The organism is Candidatus Sulfidibacterium hydrothermale (assembly GCF_020149915.1).
Classification (GTDB): Bacteria; Bacteroidota; Bacteroidia; order Bacteroidales; family F082; genus Sulfidibacterium; species Sulfidibacterium hydrothermale.
Map to the genome: position 1 here is coordinate 1027646 of NZ_CP083760.1, position 16635 is coordinate 1044280.

The window sequence follows — 16635 nt, forward strand, 5'->3', positions numbered from 1 at the left end:
TTTTTGCCTGTAGGAATCGTACTAACCCCTTTGACAAATGAAAAACCTTTTTTACGCTTTTGCAGGAACGATTATGGCTTTATTGTCTTTTACGGCCTGTAATCAAGTTCAGCATTCGCATCATCAGGATTCTGCTGCACTTACTCCGGATACCATAATTCACTATCCTCAGGAAAAACATCTGGCCCATGTAAAACAGCTTACTTTTGGCGGTGACAATGCCGAAGCTTATTTTAGTTTTGATGATAAAATGATTTCGTTTCAGGCAAAAAATAAGGCCTGGGGCTCCCTTTGCGATCAGATTTATTATTTCCGTTTTGCCGATGGTGATATGAAAGATACCATCCCGACGTTACTCAGTAACGGATTAGGGCGGACGACCTGTTCGTTTTTTATGCCGGGCGACACGTCGGTGCTATATGCTTCTACCCGGTCGGGTGGCGATGCCTGTCCGCCCGAACCCAAAAAACGAAAAGACGGAAAATATGTCTGGCCGATTTACGAAGATTTTGATATTTATGTGGCTAACCTGAAAGGACAGTTGATCGATACGCTTATCAAACATCCGGGCTACGATGCCGAAGCCACTGTTTCCCCTCAGGGCGACAAAATTGTGTTTACTTCCGACCGGTCGGGTGATTTAGAACTTTACACCTGCGATATCGACGGCAGTCATGTGCATCAGGTTACTCATCAGCTTGGTTATGATGGCGGTGCCTTTTTTTCGCCGGATGGCAAAATGCTTGTATTCCGTGCTTCGCGTCCCAAAACGCCGGAAGAGATTAAAACGTACAAACAACTGCTGAAGCAACATTTGGTGATGCCTACCCAAATGGAAATTTACACCTGCAATGTGGACGGCAGCAACCTGAAACAGGTTACCCATCTTGGAAAAGCCAACTGGGCGCCTTATTTTACACCGGACGGCAAACATATTATTTTTAGTTCCAATTTTGCCGGAACCCGTGGTTTTGATTTCAATTTGTACATGTGCGACCTTGACGGGAAACATCTTGAACGGATTACTTACGACAACACTTTTGATGCTTTTCCGATGTTTTCGTATGATGGAAAAAAACTCATATTTTCATCCAGCCGGAACAATCGTAATCAACATGGAATTAACCTTTTTATTGCTGACTGGAAGCCCTGAAAGAAAATTTTTTCAAAGAATAATAGTTGAATAAAAAAATGAATCGAGAAGAAAACAGAAAAAAAGTATTGGATTATCTTGAAAAACTGAATATTCCGTACGAAATATATGAACATCCTCCGTTGGATACCATCGAAATTGCCCTGCAATACTGGAAAGATATTGATGCCACACATTGTAAGAATTTGTTCTTCAGAAATCATAAAGGAAACCGGCATTATCTGGTAATTATTAAAGATACCACGCCGTTTGATATTCATAGTCTCGAAAAGCAATTGCATCAGGGAAAATTGAGCTTTGCTTCTGAAAAACGGCTGGTGAAATATCTTGGGGTAAAACCCGGCTCGGTTTCGTTATTTGGGTTGATTAATGATGAAGAGCATCATGTATATGTATTTTTGGATGAGCAATTGCAACAGGCCGATAAAATCAGTTTTCATCCGAATGATAATACGGCCAGTGTGGTAATTGCTTTTTCGGATGCCATGAAATTTTTAAAAGAACGACAAAACGGGTATGAATTTATTAATCCCATGCCTGTAAAATCATAAAAACAAAAAAACAGATGGACAAAATAACAGTAAGCGTAAACTCAGAGATTGGAAAAATCAAAGGTGTTATTGTGCATACGCCGGGTGCCGAAGTGGAAAATATGACCCCGGAAAATGCAGAAAGAGCCTTGTATAGCGACATTCTTAATTTGAGTGTGGCCATTCCTGAATACAATGAATTTTTAGGCGTTCTCCAGAAACAAACATCGGTTTTTGAAGTAACCGATTTGTTGCAGACCGTGCTTGAAAATGATACGGTAAGAAAAGATCTTATTGGCAAGGTTTGTGAACATGAACGCCATTCGCAAAAGCGGTTTCAGTTGTGCGATACATTACAGGAAATGCCGGCACGTGTGTTGGCCCGTAAACTGATTACCGGGGTGGAAATGCAAAAAAACAATCTGACCAGTTTTTTGGATGACGAACGGTTCTCGTTAAGTCCGTTGCCCAATTTCTTCTTTACCCGCGATGCCAGTTTTTCTGTGGGTAATGGCGTAATGATCAGTAAAATGGCTAATGCTGTCCGTGACCGGGAAGCTTTAATTATGGAAACCATTTTTTCTACTCATCCGTTGTTCGAGACAGCGGTGGTCAATCCGGTAGAGCAATTTGACAACAGCGGCAGGGCAACCATTGAAGGGGGCGATGTCCAGGTGGCTCGCGATGACGTATTGGTGATTGGTACAGGCGATCGTACTACCACGCAGGGAATCGATAGCATGATTGAGTACCTGAAAACAAAACCGGGAACAAAACATATTTTGGCTCAGGAACTGCCTTATAAACCAGAGTCGTTCATTCATCTGGATATGACCTTTACTTTTCTTGACAAAGATCAGTGTATGGTTTTTGAACCGTTGATATTGAATTCTTCGCGTTATCTGACTATTCATATTGTGATTGACGGCGATAAAGTTTCAAAAATTAAGGAAGAACGCAGCTTGCTGCATGCCTTGCGCAAACTGGGTATTGATATGGAGCCGGTAAGCTGTGGCGGTAACAAAGACCTTTATTTTCAGGAACGTGAACAATGGCAGAGCGGGGCAAACTTTTTTGCAATGGAACCCGGAAAAGTGATTGGATATGAGCGGAATGTACATACCATTGAAAATATGAACCGTCATGGCTTTGAAATTATAAAAGCGGCTGACGTAATCAGCGGAAAAGTAAACCTGGATGATTATAAAAAAGTAGTCGTTACCATCAAGGGCAATGAGCTTTCGCGGGGCGGCGGTGGTGCCCGGTGTATGACCATGCCGGTGGCCAGAGAAAAAGTCAACTGGTAGATTTTTCATTGACACGGGAAAAAAACGAATAAAACAATAAAAAGGACAAACATGAACAGGCAGGAAGCCAAAAAGCGAATAGACCAGCTTTGTGATGAATTGCGGGAGCATAACTATCGTTATTATGTGTTGGCTCAACCGGTGATCAGCGACTATGAATTTGACCAGAAACTCAAAGAGCTGGAAACCCTTGAAGCACAATTTCCTGAGTTTGTACGTCCTGATTCACCTACCCGCCGGGTGGGCGGCGAACCCGTGAAAGATTTTCCAACGGTAAAACACCGTTATCCCATGCTTTCGCTGGCTAACAGTTATTCCCTTGATGAAATCAGGGCATTTGATGCCCGGGTCCGGAAAGCAGTAGGGCATGAAGTAGACTATGTTTGTGAACTGAAATATGACGGGCTTTCTATCAGTCTTCAATACGACCAGGGATTATTGGTCCGGGCAGTAACCCGGGGTGACGGCGTACAGGGTGATGATGTGACCAATAATGTAAAAACCATCCGGAGTATTCCGTTACGGCTGCGGGGTGATTATCCGCCAGAGCTGGAGATCCGGGGTGAGATTTTTATGCCCCATGCTGAATTTGAGCGCCTTAACCGCGAACGTGAAGAGATTGGGGAGAGCTTGTTTGCTAATCCTCGTAATGCGGCGGCCGGTTCCCTTAAAATGCAAAATCCCAAAGAAGTGGCAAAAAGAAAACTGGACGCTTTCTTGTACTATATCCCTCATGAATTGCCCGGAGTAAAAACCCATTATCAGGCGTTGAAAAAAGCCAAAACCTGGGGATTGAAAATCTCGGATAATATGGCGATTTGCCGGAATATGGAACAAATTACCGAGTATATTAACGATTGGGACAAAGGCCGGAGGACATTGCCTTATGATATTGATGGTATCGTAATTAAGGTGAACGATTTGGCACTGCAACAGCAGTTAGGTTATACGGCAAAAAGTCCACGTTGGGCCATTGCTTATAAATTTAAAGCGGAACAGGTAGAAACTATTCTGGAATCCATTGATTTTCAGGTGGGACGTACGGGCGCCATTACGCCGGTAGCAAACCTGAAACCGGTACAACTGGCCGGCACCACGGTGAAACGGGCCAGTTTGCATAATGCAGATATTATTGCCCAGCTGGATGTCCGTATTGGCGACACGGTTTATGTGGAAAAAGGCGGAGAGATTATTCCGAAGATCGTAGGGGTAAATCTGGATAAACGTCCTGCCGGGGCACAACCAGTTCGGTTTATAGAACATTGTCCGGAATGTGGAACGCCTCTTGTCCGAAAAGAAGGCGAAGCAGCCCATTATTGTCCTAACGAAGATGCTTGTCCGCCCCAGATCAAAGGAAAACTGGAGCATTTCATCTCGCGAAAAGCGATGAATATAAAAGGCTTGGGGAAAGAAACTATTGACATATTATTTGAACATAAGTATTTACAGAATGTTGCTTCTTTTTATGAGTTGAAGAGCTATGAAAACAATTTGATTGGTTTAGAAAAGACAATAATTCCTACGGTATATGAAACCCCTAAAGTACCTCTTAAAAAAATAATATATGCTTTTAAGATAGGTTACCGTGGCATGACTTTGACAAATGCTGAAGCTATTGTTAATCATTTCAAAAATTTTCGACAATATGCTCAAGCAAGTCTTGAAGAACTTAGAAAAATAGAAAATTTTAGAGTTAATAAAACGATAGATAAGGAGAAAGTTTTTTATAAAATAATTGAATTTTTTAAGAACCCATTTAATCATCGGATAATAGAAATTCTTTTAACTGAGGGTGATTCAATTGATGGAATATCGTTGTTTACTACTCTAAAATTACTAGAGATTCCCATGTTTTCAGATGATGACCTGATGCTTTTGGTAAATAATTATGATTTTATTTATTTGATTTCTAAGGCGTCATATCAAGAACTTATTTCTATTGGTTTGGATGATGAGTTAGCCCATTCACATCAAAAGTTCTTTTCTAAAAAAGAAACCAAAGAATTGGTTAAGAATCTCAATGTTTTAAGTCGAACAGTTCTTCAAAAAACATCTGTTAAGAAAATTTTAGAAGGAATTGAAGAATCAAAAAAAGTTCCTTTTCCACGGGTCTTATATGCATTGGGAATAAGACATGTTGGAGAATCTACTGCGTTAATGATTGCAAAACAATTTCGGTCAATTGATAATATTATTCGGGCATCAAAGGAAGAATTATTAGAAATTCCAGCTGTTGGTGAAGAAATCGCAGAAAGTATTATTCAGTATTTTAAGGAAGATAAACATTTGATTATTGTTAATAAGTTGAGAAATGCTGGCCTTCAGATGGAGATTAAGGATGATATTGTAAAAACCAATATTTTGGAAGGAAAAACTTTTCTTGTAACAGGAACTTTGCCTAATTTAAAACGTGAACAGGTTAAAGATCTTGTTGAAAAAAATGGGGGTAGATTTGTTTCGTCTGTTTCTTCTAAGACAAATTATTTGATCGTTGGGGAAAATCCGGGTTCAAAATTGGAAAAGGCTAAAAGATTGAATATTCCTATATTGAATGAAGATGATTTTCTTAACTTATTAAAACATGGAAATACCTGATTTTACAGCGATTGATTTTGAAACTGCTACAGGAGCAAGAAATAGTGCATGTGCTGTTGGCATAGTAAGGTTTGAGGATGGTAAAGCCATTATTAAAAGACATTATTACATTCAACCTCCTGATAATAAGTACAGTTATAGGAATATTATGGTTCATGGAATTTATGCTAAAACAACAATTAATGAACCTACATTTGATATTGTTTGGGAAGAAATCAAACCATTTTTGGAAAATCAAATAGTTGTAGCTCATAATGCTTCTTTTGACCGTTCCGTTTTGGAGGAATCTTTAAAACTGTATGATATCATTTCGCTAGAAATTTTGTGGTTATGTACATTTGAATTGACTGGTATGAATCTTGAAAATGCATGTGAGTTGTATGATGTAGAATTATTGAATCATCATAATGCACTTGATGATGCATTAGCCTGTGGGAATCTTTTTGTAAAATTATTAAGTGGTTATAAACCTAAAGGTTATGAATATATACGCCATGAAAAAAGAGAATCCTTTCATGAAAAAATTTCTAAAGAATTTTACAAGCCAGATCTAGAATCATGCGATCAGGATAGTGTGTTTTATAACAAACATATTGTTATATCCGGTGTTTTTAAGAGTTGTTCTCGTAATGAAATGGCGAAAAAACTTCATGAAAGTGGGGCTTTTATTCAGACAAACGTTAATCACAAAACCGATTTTGTTCTGGCCGGAGCCAATATGGGACCGGCTAAAAAGCAAAAGGCAGAAAGTCTTGGGATTCCGATAATCTCGGAAGAGGATTTTGAAAAGATGATTGAACCGGAATGAAAATTCAAGAAATGGCCGTTTCACTTTTCAGGTCGGCCTAGACCTGAAAAGTGGGAAACGTAAAAGTTACCGGTTTTTTAAAAGTTTTGAAGATACAGCGCGTTTTCAGCCTTACGGCACAAATGCAGACGAATGGGGAAGATAAAGTTTATTGTTTAGTCGGGGATATCTTATCGCTTGATTTTTCCGGGTAGAGTAAATTCATATCGTTTTCCCAACATTTTTGTATTGACAAACCGGTTAGCCCGGCGAACGCTCAGGAACAATTCCCAGATAAATTTATCTTCTTTATAGAATTTTTTTACTTCTTTTTCTGTTATGGGCTGGCTTTGAAGTAAATCATCGTTTTCTTTATTGATAACTTCTATCCACAACGGAATTAATTCCGGTTTTTGCTCTTTATACAGATTGGCCGTCAGGTCAATAGCGGTTAACCGGAAATTGTAAAAGCGATCCATCACATCCTGCAGGAAAAATTTGCGCAAAACCGGACGTATAAAGGGTGGGGCACTTTGTAAAAACAAAAGAGGATTCATCTGTTCTATTCCGTTTTTCCGGATAAAAGGAGTACTGGTGTCAAGATACAATAATTTGGATGTAGCCTGAAAGGGAGCTCCCGGACGATAACCGGTAAGCGACCAGTTGGATATTTGCGAATCCATTCCAAGTCGCAGCGTATCGGTGTTGTGCTCCCAGAGTTCGCGCATCCTGGTCAGCACCATTCGCAACAGCAGCAGACTTTCTTCCGGACGACATGTTTGAATAACTTTATTTCCCACAGTTTCTGCAGGTAATTGTTTCTGACTAAGATAAGCCACAAACCGGTTTTTTCCTTTCACAACAAACCCATCGCTTTCCGGTGTTTCAACTCCTGCCGCACGTAGCAAACGGTTGTATTCCAAATATAAGTCGCAATAATCAGCAGCTTCTTTTTTGGAAGAAAACAGCGGCAGACGCTTGAAAGCCTTTCCTGCAACTGCCGATTCCGGAAAAGCCACCACCGTGCTGATTTCGCCATATCCCAGTACAGTTACCGGAACCGGTGAGTTTTCAATATGTGCCGGATCAAAACGATCTTCGAATACCTGTAAAAATTTTATTGTTTCTTCCTGGCTCGCCATGATGTGTATGATTTAAAAAAGGTGATCAATAAATTCTTTAATTCCGAAAGCCACACTGTAAAACTTTAATTTGGAAACAGCCTTGTCGATTTTTGCCAGTATTTCGTCGGCCTGTTCTTTTGTTATGATTAAGGGAGGCAGCAATTGACAAACGTGCATGTCGTTATTGGAATAAAGAGAAAACATCCCTGATTCGTAAGCTGCTTTGGTAAATAAAAGCCCATGTTTTTCTTTGTAAAATTCAATGCCAGCCATCAATCCAAGTTGTCGAAAGTTTTTGATGGTTTTGGGGTGTTTCTTTTTGAGCTTTTCAAAGCCGGTGTGTAAGTAGTCTGCTATTTTATTGACATGTTCCAGAAAGGATGGGGCGGCACTGATTTCAAGGACTTTCATAGCAACTTCTGCTCCGATTTCCGAACCGCCAAAGGTGCTGACGTGGATAAAAGGATGTTGGTTGAAGAAAGACTCCAACGGTTCACGAAAAACGGTTGCCGTAATGGGATAGATTCCTCCGGACAATCCTTTTCCGAGTACTACAATATCCGGTAGAATATCATAATGTTCAAAAGCCCAGAGTTTTCCGGTTCTTCCTAACCCGGTCTGAACTTCGTCGATAATCATGAGCGTGTGGGTTTGAGAACAGCGTTTTCGCAGGGCCTGCATGTATTTTTTGTCGGGAATAGCAATGCCCAGTGTGGCGGGAATGGTTTCCATGATGAATGCGGCAGTATCCTCAGTAATTTCTTTGTAAGCCGCTTCAAGGTTTCCAAAAGGAATTTGAACAAAATCCGGGCTGTTTTTCCCGAAAGGAGCGCGGTATTGTTCGTCACCGGTAGCAAGAGCAAGACCGGTGTGCCCGTGATACCCGCCTTTTAAACTGACAATTTTTTGTTTTCCGGTATAACCGCGGGCCAGTTTGATGGCCAGGTCAACAGCTTCGCCGCCTCCTACACCAAATACTGTATAGTTTAAGTCTCCGGGCATCAGTGAAGCAATTTTTTTAGCCAATTTTGCCCGCTGACTGCTGATAAAATGATGATTGCCGATATCGAATTTTTCTGTGGCCCGGATAAGTGTTTCAATGATTTGCGGATTACGATGACCGAGATTAAAAACTCCCCCGTTGCAGTGACAGTTCAACAGCCTTTTTTTGCCATCCACATCGGTCATATATATTCCCTGCCGTTCGCCCATGACAAAAGGCATGCGGTACTTTTTGTACAGGGCTACTTTGCCTGAAGAAACATGGTTTTTGAAATCTTCGATAATTTGCTTTTTTCTCGGTTTCATGACATTAATTTTTTAAGGTCTGTTCATATGGGCAAACTGCAGGAAACAGTGCTTTGTTTCGGAAAGGAGATGGGGCCGCGAAAAGTACATTTCGCAATTTTGTCCGGTAAGAATAAGAAAATCGATTACTCATAACCTGGTTTTGTTGGCTAATTTATAATACTTTACCATGAAAACCAAGTAATTTGCCGGTTTTTACCGAAAATCTTTCTTCTGTTTTAAACAAGGGGAAAACAGCCGTTTTGTTTTGGATGGTCGCTTTGTACACAAAATAGTGAAACGGTTATTTCTCTACTTTCTCCAATTGTTTTTGTTTATCGCCGGAAAGATTCGTTTTGTTGAAATCCCGGCTTTCGGATAGGACCATATAAAAACCGGTGAGTTTTTCCATCTTCAGCGTAACATTTTGCATGCGACAGGCCAAAACATGTCCGCCGGCTTTGCGGTCGGCCGTAATAAAATGGAAATGAAACTCCGGAACATTGATGCCTTTGATATAATCAGGGCACCAAAAACCAATCATTGTCCCTTTTACCTGATGAAATTCAAATACTTTTTGATGTTTTACCACTTCTGTTAACGGCGGATAAGGTTTGTGTTGTCCGGGCACGCTTCGGGTTTTGATGTAGGTAAAAGTTCCGTCAATACGAAAAGCATAAAAAATGTTTTTTGCCGGCATCTGTTTTTCAAGAACACTTTTCAGCTGCTCATAGTTTTTAATCGAATCGGTTATTTTAAAAGCAGTATCCGGTTTGAAAAATACCACTTCGGCAAAGGGGGTTCTCATGGTATCAGGAATCCGGTAAGCTTTCCCATCGGTTTTTATCTGATAAAACTTTCCGTCCAGTCCAATCATTTCACCGTCCAAACGGTTGACTGTTCCTAATCCCATGTTGCCGTGTTGCGACAATGTTTTAAATGTGGTGTTTCCGTTGTACACGCCCGCAAGAAGCGCATTGATGGTAGAGGTTTGGAAAAAAACTTTTTGTGGATGAGCTGTTCTTTGTTGGGGAGAAACGCATCCTGAAAACGGAAGAATAGCCAATCCCAGTAAAAAAATGAGTGTAGCAGGTGTAAATTTTTTCATGATGAACGATTTTACAGGAACCAGACTTAGTTTTTGATTTTATGGTGTAAAAGTAAAAAATTATACTTGTTTTTCCATTTGTTAGAAAATTGAATGCGAAAGGTTTCGGTAACTTATGGCGTTTTTATATTCCACAGGGCAATGGTAGATGCCGTAAAAAAGAGGACCAAAATCAAATTCAGAAATCCGCCGGAAACAATAATCCACATTCCTCCTGAAAACATTCCGGTGATGATGCTTCTGAGTAAAAACGGGACAAGCGGAAAGAAGAACAGTATCCATCGGGGGTAATGTGTTTTTTTCTTCCACACTTCAGTAATAAAGAAATAGGAAAAAATGGCAAAAGCAGGATAGACAAATAACCGTAATAAGTTATTGGCAGCCGTGGCCAGTTCGGTGGCTGCTTTTAAATCCAGATGATGTTGAACAGCAAGTTTTGCCGAAACAGCGATGGCTACGTAAGCTCCGTGAACGACTCCGTATGCCGACAGGATTGCCGCAAAACTTAGAACAACCACATTTCTTTTCCAGGCTTTGACGGGTTTAAAAGCGTAATAAACCGGTACAAGTCCTGCTAAATATAACCATGAAGCGATTAATGCAGTAGTTGCACTGGCCATTATCCTGAAATCGGAAGCATGTCCCATGTTCAGTTTTAAGTTCGTGCTGTCCGGGTTGTAATAAAACAACATATCCCCTGCAAAAAGGATTAATCCTCCCAGGATACCGGCAATTCCTAAAAGTCTGATCCCGCGTTGTGTCATGCTTGTTGTTTTGTTGACAAATTCATAATACCGATATTAAATCGAAATACACTTTTGGCGCATCTTATCCGAAAAGTCCTTTGATTTAATATCGGTATTTACCATTGTAGATTTTAAAATACAATTGGTTTAACCTGCTTTTTATCAGAAACAAACATACTATAAAAATCGGATTTTAACTTTTTATTGTCCCCGTTTTTTACAAACAAAAATTATTGCCCGTAAAACAGCATTTCCTGGTTGGCGGCATAATCCTGCATCACGTGCCATCCGTCGTAATAAATTTTCACGTGGGCTACCACCGTATTGCCGAGAGCTACCGGAAACGACCAGCAGGTTTCGGGGGCCATAAATTCGGCAGCAGGCAGAATTTTCAGGTGCGGTAAAATATTGCCAAGATTTGCCTTCACCGTTTGCAGGGAAACATTGTTTTGATAAACCTGTGGATTTATGCCAAGGGGCAGTACCTTGCCATTCAACGGGTTAAACTGCAATACGGCTACCGCTACGCCTTGGTACAACAAGCCGGCTTTAAGCTGAATGTCGCCGGCAGGACCGCGCATCATCCACACTTTTCCGGCTGTAAACAGCTTGTTGAGTTTTTGTGCTGTTTGCACGGCCTGTGCTAAATGGCTCAGCAACGTAGGTACCGGAATGGTTTGGACTACCTGAACTCCCTGTGGGGCGGGACCGGGTGGCGGTCCGGGCTGACCGGGAAGCATACCGGGCTGCGGCGGTAAAGCGGCAGGCGGCGCCTGTGCCGGTGTTTGTTGCATTAACAACGGAACTTTGTTGTTTTGCTGGGCCGTAACACGCGGCGTAAAACCTGTAACGAGAAATACGGTGGTTAGGATGCTGAGAATAATAGTTAACTTTTTCATAATGAATACCTTTCTGTTTATTTAGTGTGTGTCTTGTGCGTTGCTTTTATCTTCTTTTTTGTTCTGTTTTTCCAGTTGGTCTATTTTCTTTTCCAGATTTTTTAACTGACGATAAATGTCGTTAAGTACCTCGGTAAGATGGTCTTCTTTTTTCGGTTGCGACACATCCAGTTTCCGCCACAAAAGAATCCCTGCCGCAATAATCAATATGGCTACAATGATCCATTCAAAACCGGGAAAAAGAGGCGGCGGTGGCGGTCCGGGGGCACATCCGGTTGCCAGCAAAGCCAACAGAGGCAACGCCAGCCATTTTTTATTTTTTGTCAAAAACTGTTTCATCATTTATGGATTTATTGTTTTTGTCAAAAGTAACTCCGGACCATGAAGAAGTCCTGAGGAAAAGATGAAGAAAAGATGAAGATTCAAGCCACAAGAAAATTACAATGGCAAGGTGAAAAACACTGTTGTCCCTTTGCCCGGGCTGCTTTCAATACGGATTTTACCGCCCTGTGCTTCCACCATTGAGCGGGTCAGCGTAAGGCCGAGGCCGGTACCTTTGTCTGCTGATTTTGGCTGTACACCCGAGAAAAAAGGTTCAAAAACATGCGATATCGTCTGTGCATCCATTCCTTCTCCTTCGTCGGAAACGGCGATTTCCACAAATCCGGGAATCAGTTTCCAGCTGAGGGTGATTTTTGTGCCTTCTGTGCTGTGACGTACGGCATTGGAAAGTAAATTCAGCAGAATCTGTTCCAGAAAATCACGGTCGGCCATCACCGTAAGATACGGGCCTTCATCCACAACAAAATGATGACGGGTAACCCAATGCGTGGCTTTCCGGCTGAAATCCTTGAAAAAATCAGTTAAAACCACCCGTTGCTTGTCCACATGCGAAGTGTTTTCGAGTTGCGACAAACCCAGCAGCCGCTGGCATACCCGGACAAGATGACTTACTTCCTGATGCATGCCTTTCAAAAGCCGGTTTTGAGTTTCGGGGTCGTCGGCACCCCCGCGCAGCAACACTTCGATGGAACCACGCAAACCTGTCAGCGGGGTTAACAGTTCGTGCGCTGCATGGGCTACGAAACGTTTCTGGGCATGAAAAAGTTTTTCCAGTTTATTAACCATCTGGTTAAATGAGTTGGCGAGCTGACCGATTTCATCCTGCCTTTGGGTCATGGTGGCTCGTTGCGTAAGGTTTCCTTCGGCTATTTCGCGACAGGTGGTCATCAACCGGTTTAAATCTTTCAGGCTCCAGCCGATGAAACGAAACCCGAACAGAATCCCTACAATCAAAATCAACACCACAACAGCCAACTGCATCAGCCCGTAATGAAAAAGGATTTTATGAATCCCGGGAAGGGAAGTGCTGATTTGCAACACGCCGAATATTTTTTTGCTTTCGGGTGTGGTACGTAACGGGATAAGCAGTACCAAAACTGGTTTCCCGTTCATGCGGCTCCAATAAGTGATTTCGTTCTGGCCGGTAAGGGCTTTACGCACTTCCGAAAGATTCGGTTGGGGCGGTGAAGGTTCTTCAGGCAATTGTTTTCCTACAGCCAGTATTTTTCCGTGTTCGTCCAAAACCACGGCTACAGCCTGCCGCGAAGTCAGCCGGCGGGCCAGCACAAGTGCTTTTTGTGGTGAGAAACGAACCGGGACGGAATCTGTTTTGGTCAGGTTACCGGTTTTTAACCATTGTGCAATCATCGGCTTGGCCGTCGCCCGCAGATGGCTGGTTTCATTTTTGACAAAAAGCTGCCAGATATTCCAGTAAGAAAAGTAGCCCGTCAGTCCTACCGATAAAATCAGCAAAACAGCATAAAGCAGTCCCAGCTTTGTTTTTAACGAATATTTTATGTTCGGTTTACTCATCTTCTGCCGGATAAAAAGCATATCCTACGCCGTACACGGTGCGGATAAGCCGGGCGTTATTGTCTTTTAGCTTTTTGCGTAAATGATTGACATGTACGTCGATAATGTTTGTACCGCCATCATAGTCGTATCCTAAAACACGGTTTAGCAGGGTTTCGCGCGAAAACACTTTACGCGGAAATTGTAAAAAAAGTTCCAACAGGGCAAATTCGGTAGGTGTCAGGACAATTGGTGTTTCGCCTACCCGTACTTCACGTGTTTCGGTATCCAGCATAATGTCACCGGCCTTTTTTTTGTTATCGCCGGTTACTTTCCCGCTGCGACGTAATAATGCCCGGATGCGAGCCAGTAACTCATTGAAATCGAATGGTTTTGTCAGGTAATCATCGGCGCCACTGTCAAGGCCTTTTACCCGGTCGGCAATTTCATTTTTCACTGTAAGCATTAAAACGGGAATATCAAATCCCTGCTCACGAAGTCGTTGACAAAGCGAAAAGCCATCGGTATCGGGCAGCATAACATCCAGGATAAGCAGATGAAAAGTGTTCTGTTTCAGTGTGTTCATGCCGGTTTTCCCTTCCGCACAGGTCGTAACATTATATCCTTCGTATTGCAATCCGGTTTGCAGGAAAGAAGCAATGACCGTGTCATCCTCAATTACCAGTATATTAATCTTTTCATCCATTGGAAGGAAATCTTCTGATTTGCTATTTCCTTCAAAGTTAAGTGTTTTTCATCTCTTGGCAAAGAATATTTCTTTTTCATCTTTCAGGTCGAACCAGACCTGAAAGATGAAGGAAATAAATCTTTTATTCAACAACTTTTCATTATTTCCACATTTCAGGTTTGACTCAACCTGAAATGTGACTGATTATCTATTCTAGAGATATTTGGTCAATTGAGCACAACGTTATCTAAATTGCTATCAAAAGTGTACTCTCAGTGTACCAAAAAACTCTCTTCCGGGACCGGGCTGATAAGCATTACCGTCGGGGTCGGGTTCGGTAAAAGCCATGTATTCCGTATTCAGCAGGTTGCGAACGGTTAAGTTAAAATCGCCGTGTATTTTCCCGATGCGCCAAAAATAATCGGCTCCGAGATGTATCAGGGTAAAGCCTTTTTGCCAGTTTTGATAAATGGCCGGATCCAGCTTGCCTGCATAAGCATTGGCATCGGTATAAATGGCCCATTTCGACTGCATTTCGGTAGCAAAATGAAGCGTCAGCTTTTTAACCGGACGATAAACCAGTTCGGCATAAAGCTGATGCCGCGGCGAGTTGGGCAACCACTGACCCGAAGCCGGCGGTGTGGTCAGCACATAGTTGGTGTCGGTGTAAACCGGATCGATGCTGGCCGAAGTATATTTGTAATCGGCATAAGTATAAGCCACCTGTAAATGAAGGTTCTGAAGAATGTGATACCGGAAAGAAACTTCTATACCTTTTCGGGTACTGTTGCCGGCATTGCCGTAAAATACTTCCTGATTACCGCGGTTTCGCTGCTTAAACCGGAAAAAATCATTTTTGGTTTTCATGATAAATCCGGTAATCGAATAATACAACTTGTTTCCGACAACTCCTCTGAACCCCAGCTCAACACTGTTTGCCGTAGCGGGCACCAGATGGGTATTAAAACCGTGGTAAGCTGTCGGGTTGGCTGCCAGCTCCTGCGTAGACGGCGGAATAAATCCCTGACTCCAGTCGCTGAAAACGGTTACCGCATTATTAAAACTGTAACTGATACCTATACGGCCCGAAGTCTGGCTGAAATCTTTAGACGTGGTAGCGGTGTCGGGTGCCATCATTTTATCCGTGAGTTCATTATCCATTTTGTCGTAACGAATGCTGCCCGAGAGATTAAATCTTCCGATTTGCATTTGATATAATCCGTAAACTCCAACACTGTTTTGCGAGATAATCTGATTGGCCAACAGGGTATCGGTTTCCAGATTGGTTTCGTCAAGGCTTTCTTTCCGGTTGGGATCGGCAGCACTTTTGAGTTTGTACATGGCGATATTTTGCCATTTCAGGTCCACACCGGCTCCGAAAGTGTGTTTAATCTTTTTTCCCGCATGTAGCGTATATTGCATATTGAGTCCCGGTGAGCTGTAATTACGGTATTCGGCAGCTTTGTTACTGGTTTCTTTATAACGCCAGGGACGCAGATAACCGGTAACCCGCAATTGTTGATTTTCCCGAATAAAATAGGTGCCGATAAGTCCCCAGGTGGTACGATTGGTTTTTTGGTATTCGTTGAAAGGACGGGCATCGGGATTGGCCTGATGCGGATTTTCGGCCAGTTGTTGCAAATTTAATCCCTCAGGATTTTGTTGAAAGTAATCGGCATGCGAAAGAATCTGGGTAAATTTAAATTTCGGGGAAGGATAAAAATTGATTTTTTCATACAGGATGTTTCCCCAAAAGCCCTGATGATCGCGATAGCCCTGTCCTCCCGTGCGGGAAAAACTGATGCGGTAATCCATCTTGTGTTGTTTTCCGTTGAACTGCAACAGTGATTTGTAAAAACCGTGAGAACCAAATCCCTGGCTGAAAGATCCTCCGAAGGGTTTTTTGCCACCGTTCTGTGTGGTGATGTAAATTACGCCTGCTGCACCCCCTTCGCCGTAAAGACTGGCAAAAGGACCTCGCAGCACTTCGATATTTTTTACCGTACTCCAGTCCACGCTGTACAGGTCGGGTACAAATCCCGAAGGGTCGCTCAACGGAATGCCGTCAAGAATTACTCCGATACCGCGCAAGCCGTTTTCGGTTAGAATACCCTGTCCGCGGATAGAAATATGTACTTTTTCGCTGCCGTGTTGCTGGTCGATTCTTACGCCCGGAACCAGCCGCAGGGCTTCATTTACGGCGATACCGCGGGGCATGAGCGATAAAACCGGTTTGCTGACAAGACTCACCGCTCCGGGATATTGTTTTAAACGGACCGGTACGCGGCTGGCCTTAATGACCACCTCTTCAAGATTTTTAATCCGGGTGGTGTCGGATGTCTCTTTTTGGGCAAAAAGAGGGTATGCGACCATCAGAATGGCCAAAATAATGATGATTTTTTTCATTGTAAAATACTGATTAAATACCAAAAACACTGTATTGTAAAAACCTGTTAAGGCACAGAAGTTTTGTGTAACAGGACTTTTAGTCAGAACACAACAACTTCATCCGGTTTAAAAACAGCTAAACCGGATATTTAAAAAATGTATTGCCAGA

14 protein-coding genes are annotated in these 16635 nt (G+C 42.2%); 5 read left to right on the plus strand and 9 right to left on the minus strand.

All coding sequences use genetic code 11. The features are described 5' to 3' along the window. The first annotated feature begins 37 nt into the window (after positions 1-37). Genes LA303_RS04015 through LA303_RS04035 form a run of 5 tightly spaced genes read left to right on the plus strand, consistent with a single transcriptional unit; the run spans position 38 to position 6393 of the window. Positions 38-1153 carry a TolB family protein gene (locus tag LA303_RS04015; RefSeq protein ID WP_240526650.1) on the plus strand — a complete coding sequence of 372 codons (1116 nt, stop codon included), beginning with the start codon at positions 38-40 and terminating at the stop codon, positions 1151-1153. Between the two features lie 38 nt (positions 1154-1191). Beyond that, on the plus strand, positions 1192-1704 hold the full coding sequence (locus LA303_RS04020) for a prolyl-tRNA synthetase associated domain-containing protein (RefSeq protein ID WP_240526652.1): 513 nt from the start codon (positions 1192-1194) through the stop codon (positions 1702-1704). A 14-nt stretch (positions 1705-1718) separates the two neighbouring features. Beyond that, on the plus strand, positions 1719-2990 hold the full coding sequence (locus LA303_RS04025) for an arginine deiminase (protein WP_240526653.1): 1272 nt from the start codon (positions 1719-1721) through the stop codon (positions 2988-2990). 51 nt (positions 2991-3041) lie between these two features. Beyond that, a complete protein-coding gene (ligA, locus tag LA303_RS04030; protein WP_240526654.1) occupies positions 3042-5585 on the plus strand; it encodes an NAD-dependent DNA ligase LigA in 2544 nt (847 codons plus the stop codon). Then, entirely contained in the window at positions 5572-6393 is an 822-nt protein-coding gene (locus tag LA303_RS04035) for an exonuclease domain-containing protein (protein ID WP_240526655.1), read from the plus strand. The genes ligA and LA303_RS04035 overlap by 14 nt, the downstream gene beginning before the upstream one ends. A 170-nt stretch (positions 6394-6563) precedes the next feature. Here the strand turns inward: LA303_RS04035 and LA303_RS04040 are convergent, their stop codons facing one another. The 9 genes from LA303_RS04040 to LA303_RS04080 form a co-directional block, all read right to left on the minus strand. Next, a complete protein-coding gene (locus LA303_RS04040) occupies positions 6564-7514 on the minus strand; it encodes a DUF6206 family protein (protein WP_240526656.1) in 951 nt (316 codons plus the stop codon). Positions 7515-7526: 12 nt separating this feature from the next. Then, a complete protein-coding gene (locus LA303_RS04045) occupies positions 7527-8804 on the minus strand; it encodes a class-III pyridoxal-phosphate-dependent aminotransferase (RefSeq protein ID WP_240526657.1) in 1278 nt (425 codons plus the stop codon). 283 nt (positions 8805-9087) lie between these two features. Beyond that, positions 9088-9891 carry an acetolactate decarboxylase gene (budA, locus tag LA303_RS04050; protein WP_240526658.1) on the minus strand — a complete coding sequence of 268 codons (804 nt, stop codon included), beginning with the start codon at positions 9889-9891 and terminating at the stop codon, positions 9088-9090. Between the two features lie 113 nt (positions 9892-10004). After that, positions 10005-10655, minus strand: coding sequence for a DUF6796 family protein (locus tag LA303_RS04055; RefSeq protein ID WP_240526659.1), 651 nt, complete (start codon positions 10653-10655; stop codon positions 10005-10007). Positions 10656-10867: 212 nt separating this feature from the next. Beyond that, complete coding sequence (locus tag LA303_RS04060) at positions 10868-11536, minus strand: hypothetical protein (RefSeq protein ID WP_240526660.1); 669 nt, start codon at positions 11534-11536, stop codon at positions 10868-10870. A 21-nt stretch (positions 11537-11557) separates the two neighbouring features. Beyond that, positions 11558-11878 (minus strand): hypothetical protein, encoded by a 321-nt coding sequence (locus tag LA303_RS04065; RefSeq protein ID WP_240526661.1) that lies wholly within the window; start codon positions 11876-11878, stop codon positions 11558-11560. Positions 11879-11974: 96 nt separating this feature from the next. Next, positions 11975-13411: a sensor histidine kinase gene (locus tag LA303_RS04070; RefSeq protein ID WP_240526662.1), complete on the minus strand. Its 1437-nt coding sequence runs from the start codon at positions 13409-13411 to the stop codon at positions 11975-11977. After that, positions 13404-14096 (minus strand): response regulator transcription factor, encoded by a 693-nt coding sequence (locus tag LA303_RS04075; protein WP_240526663.1) that lies wholly within the window; start codon positions 14094-14096, stop codon positions 13404-13406. The genes LA303_RS04070 and LA303_RS04075 overlap by 8 nt, the downstream gene beginning before the upstream one ends. 240 nt (positions 14097-14336) lie before the next feature. Further along, complete coding sequence (locus tag LA303_RS04080; RefSeq protein WP_240526664.1) at positions 14337-16484, minus strand: TonB-dependent receptor; 2148 nt, start codon at positions 16482-16484, stop codon at positions 14337-14339. Positions 16485-16635: the final 151 nt, after the last annotated feature.

Coding starts and splice junctions, on each gene's coding strand:
- budA (WP_240526658.1), bottom strand. CDS start 9,891: ATGAAAAAATTTACACCTGCTACACTCATTTTTTTACTGGGATTGGCT.
- LA303_RS04045 (WP_240526657.1), bottom strand. CDS start 8,804: ATGAAACCGAGAAAAAAGCAAATTATCGAAGATTTCAAAAACCATGTT.
- LA303_RS04040 (WP_240526656.1), bottom strand. CDS start 7,514: ATGGCGAGCCAGGAAGAAACAATAAAATTTTTACAGGTATTCGAAGAT.
- LA303_RS04065 (WP_240526661.1), bottom strand. CDS start 11,878: ATGATGAAACAGTTTTTGACAAAAAATAAAAAATGGCTGGCGTTGCCT.
- LA303_RS04060 (WP_240526660.1), bottom strand. CDS start 11,536: ATGAAAAAGTTAACTATTATTCTCAGCATCCTAACCACCGTATTTCTC.
- LA303_RS04080 (WP_240526664.1), bottom strand. CDS start 16,484: ATGAAAAAAATCATCATTATTTTGGCCATTCTGATGGTCGCATACCCT.
- LA303_RS04015 (WP_240526650.1), top strand. CDS start 38: ATGAAAAACCTTTTTTACGCTTTTGCAGGAACGATTATGGCTTTATTG.
- LA303_RS04020 (WP_240526652.1), top strand. CDS start 1,192: ATGAATCGAGAAGAAAACAGAAAAAAAGTATTGGATTATCTTGAAAAA.
- LA303_RS04055 (WP_240526659.1), bottom strand. CDS start 10,655: ATGACACAACGCGGGATCAGACTTTTAGGAATTGCCGGTATCCTGGGA.
- LA303_RS04025 (WP_240526653.1), top strand. CDS start 1,719: ATGGACAAAATAACAGTAAGCGTAAACTCAGAGATTGGAAAAATCAAA.
- ligA (WP_240526654.1), top strand. CDS start 3,042: ATGAACAGGCAGGAAGCCAAAAAGCGAATAGACCAGCTTTGTGATGAA.
- LA303_RS04075 (WP_240526663.1), bottom strand. CDS start 14,096: ATGGATGAAAAGATTAATATACTGGTAATTGAGGATGACACGGTCATT.
- LA303_RS04070 (WP_240526662.1), bottom strand. CDS start 13,411: ATGAGTAAACCGAACATAAAATATTCGTTAAAAACAAAGCTGGGACTG.
- LA303_RS04035 (WP_240526655.1), top strand. CDS start 5,572: ATGGAAATACCTGATTTTACAGCGATTGATTTTGAAACTGCTACAGGA.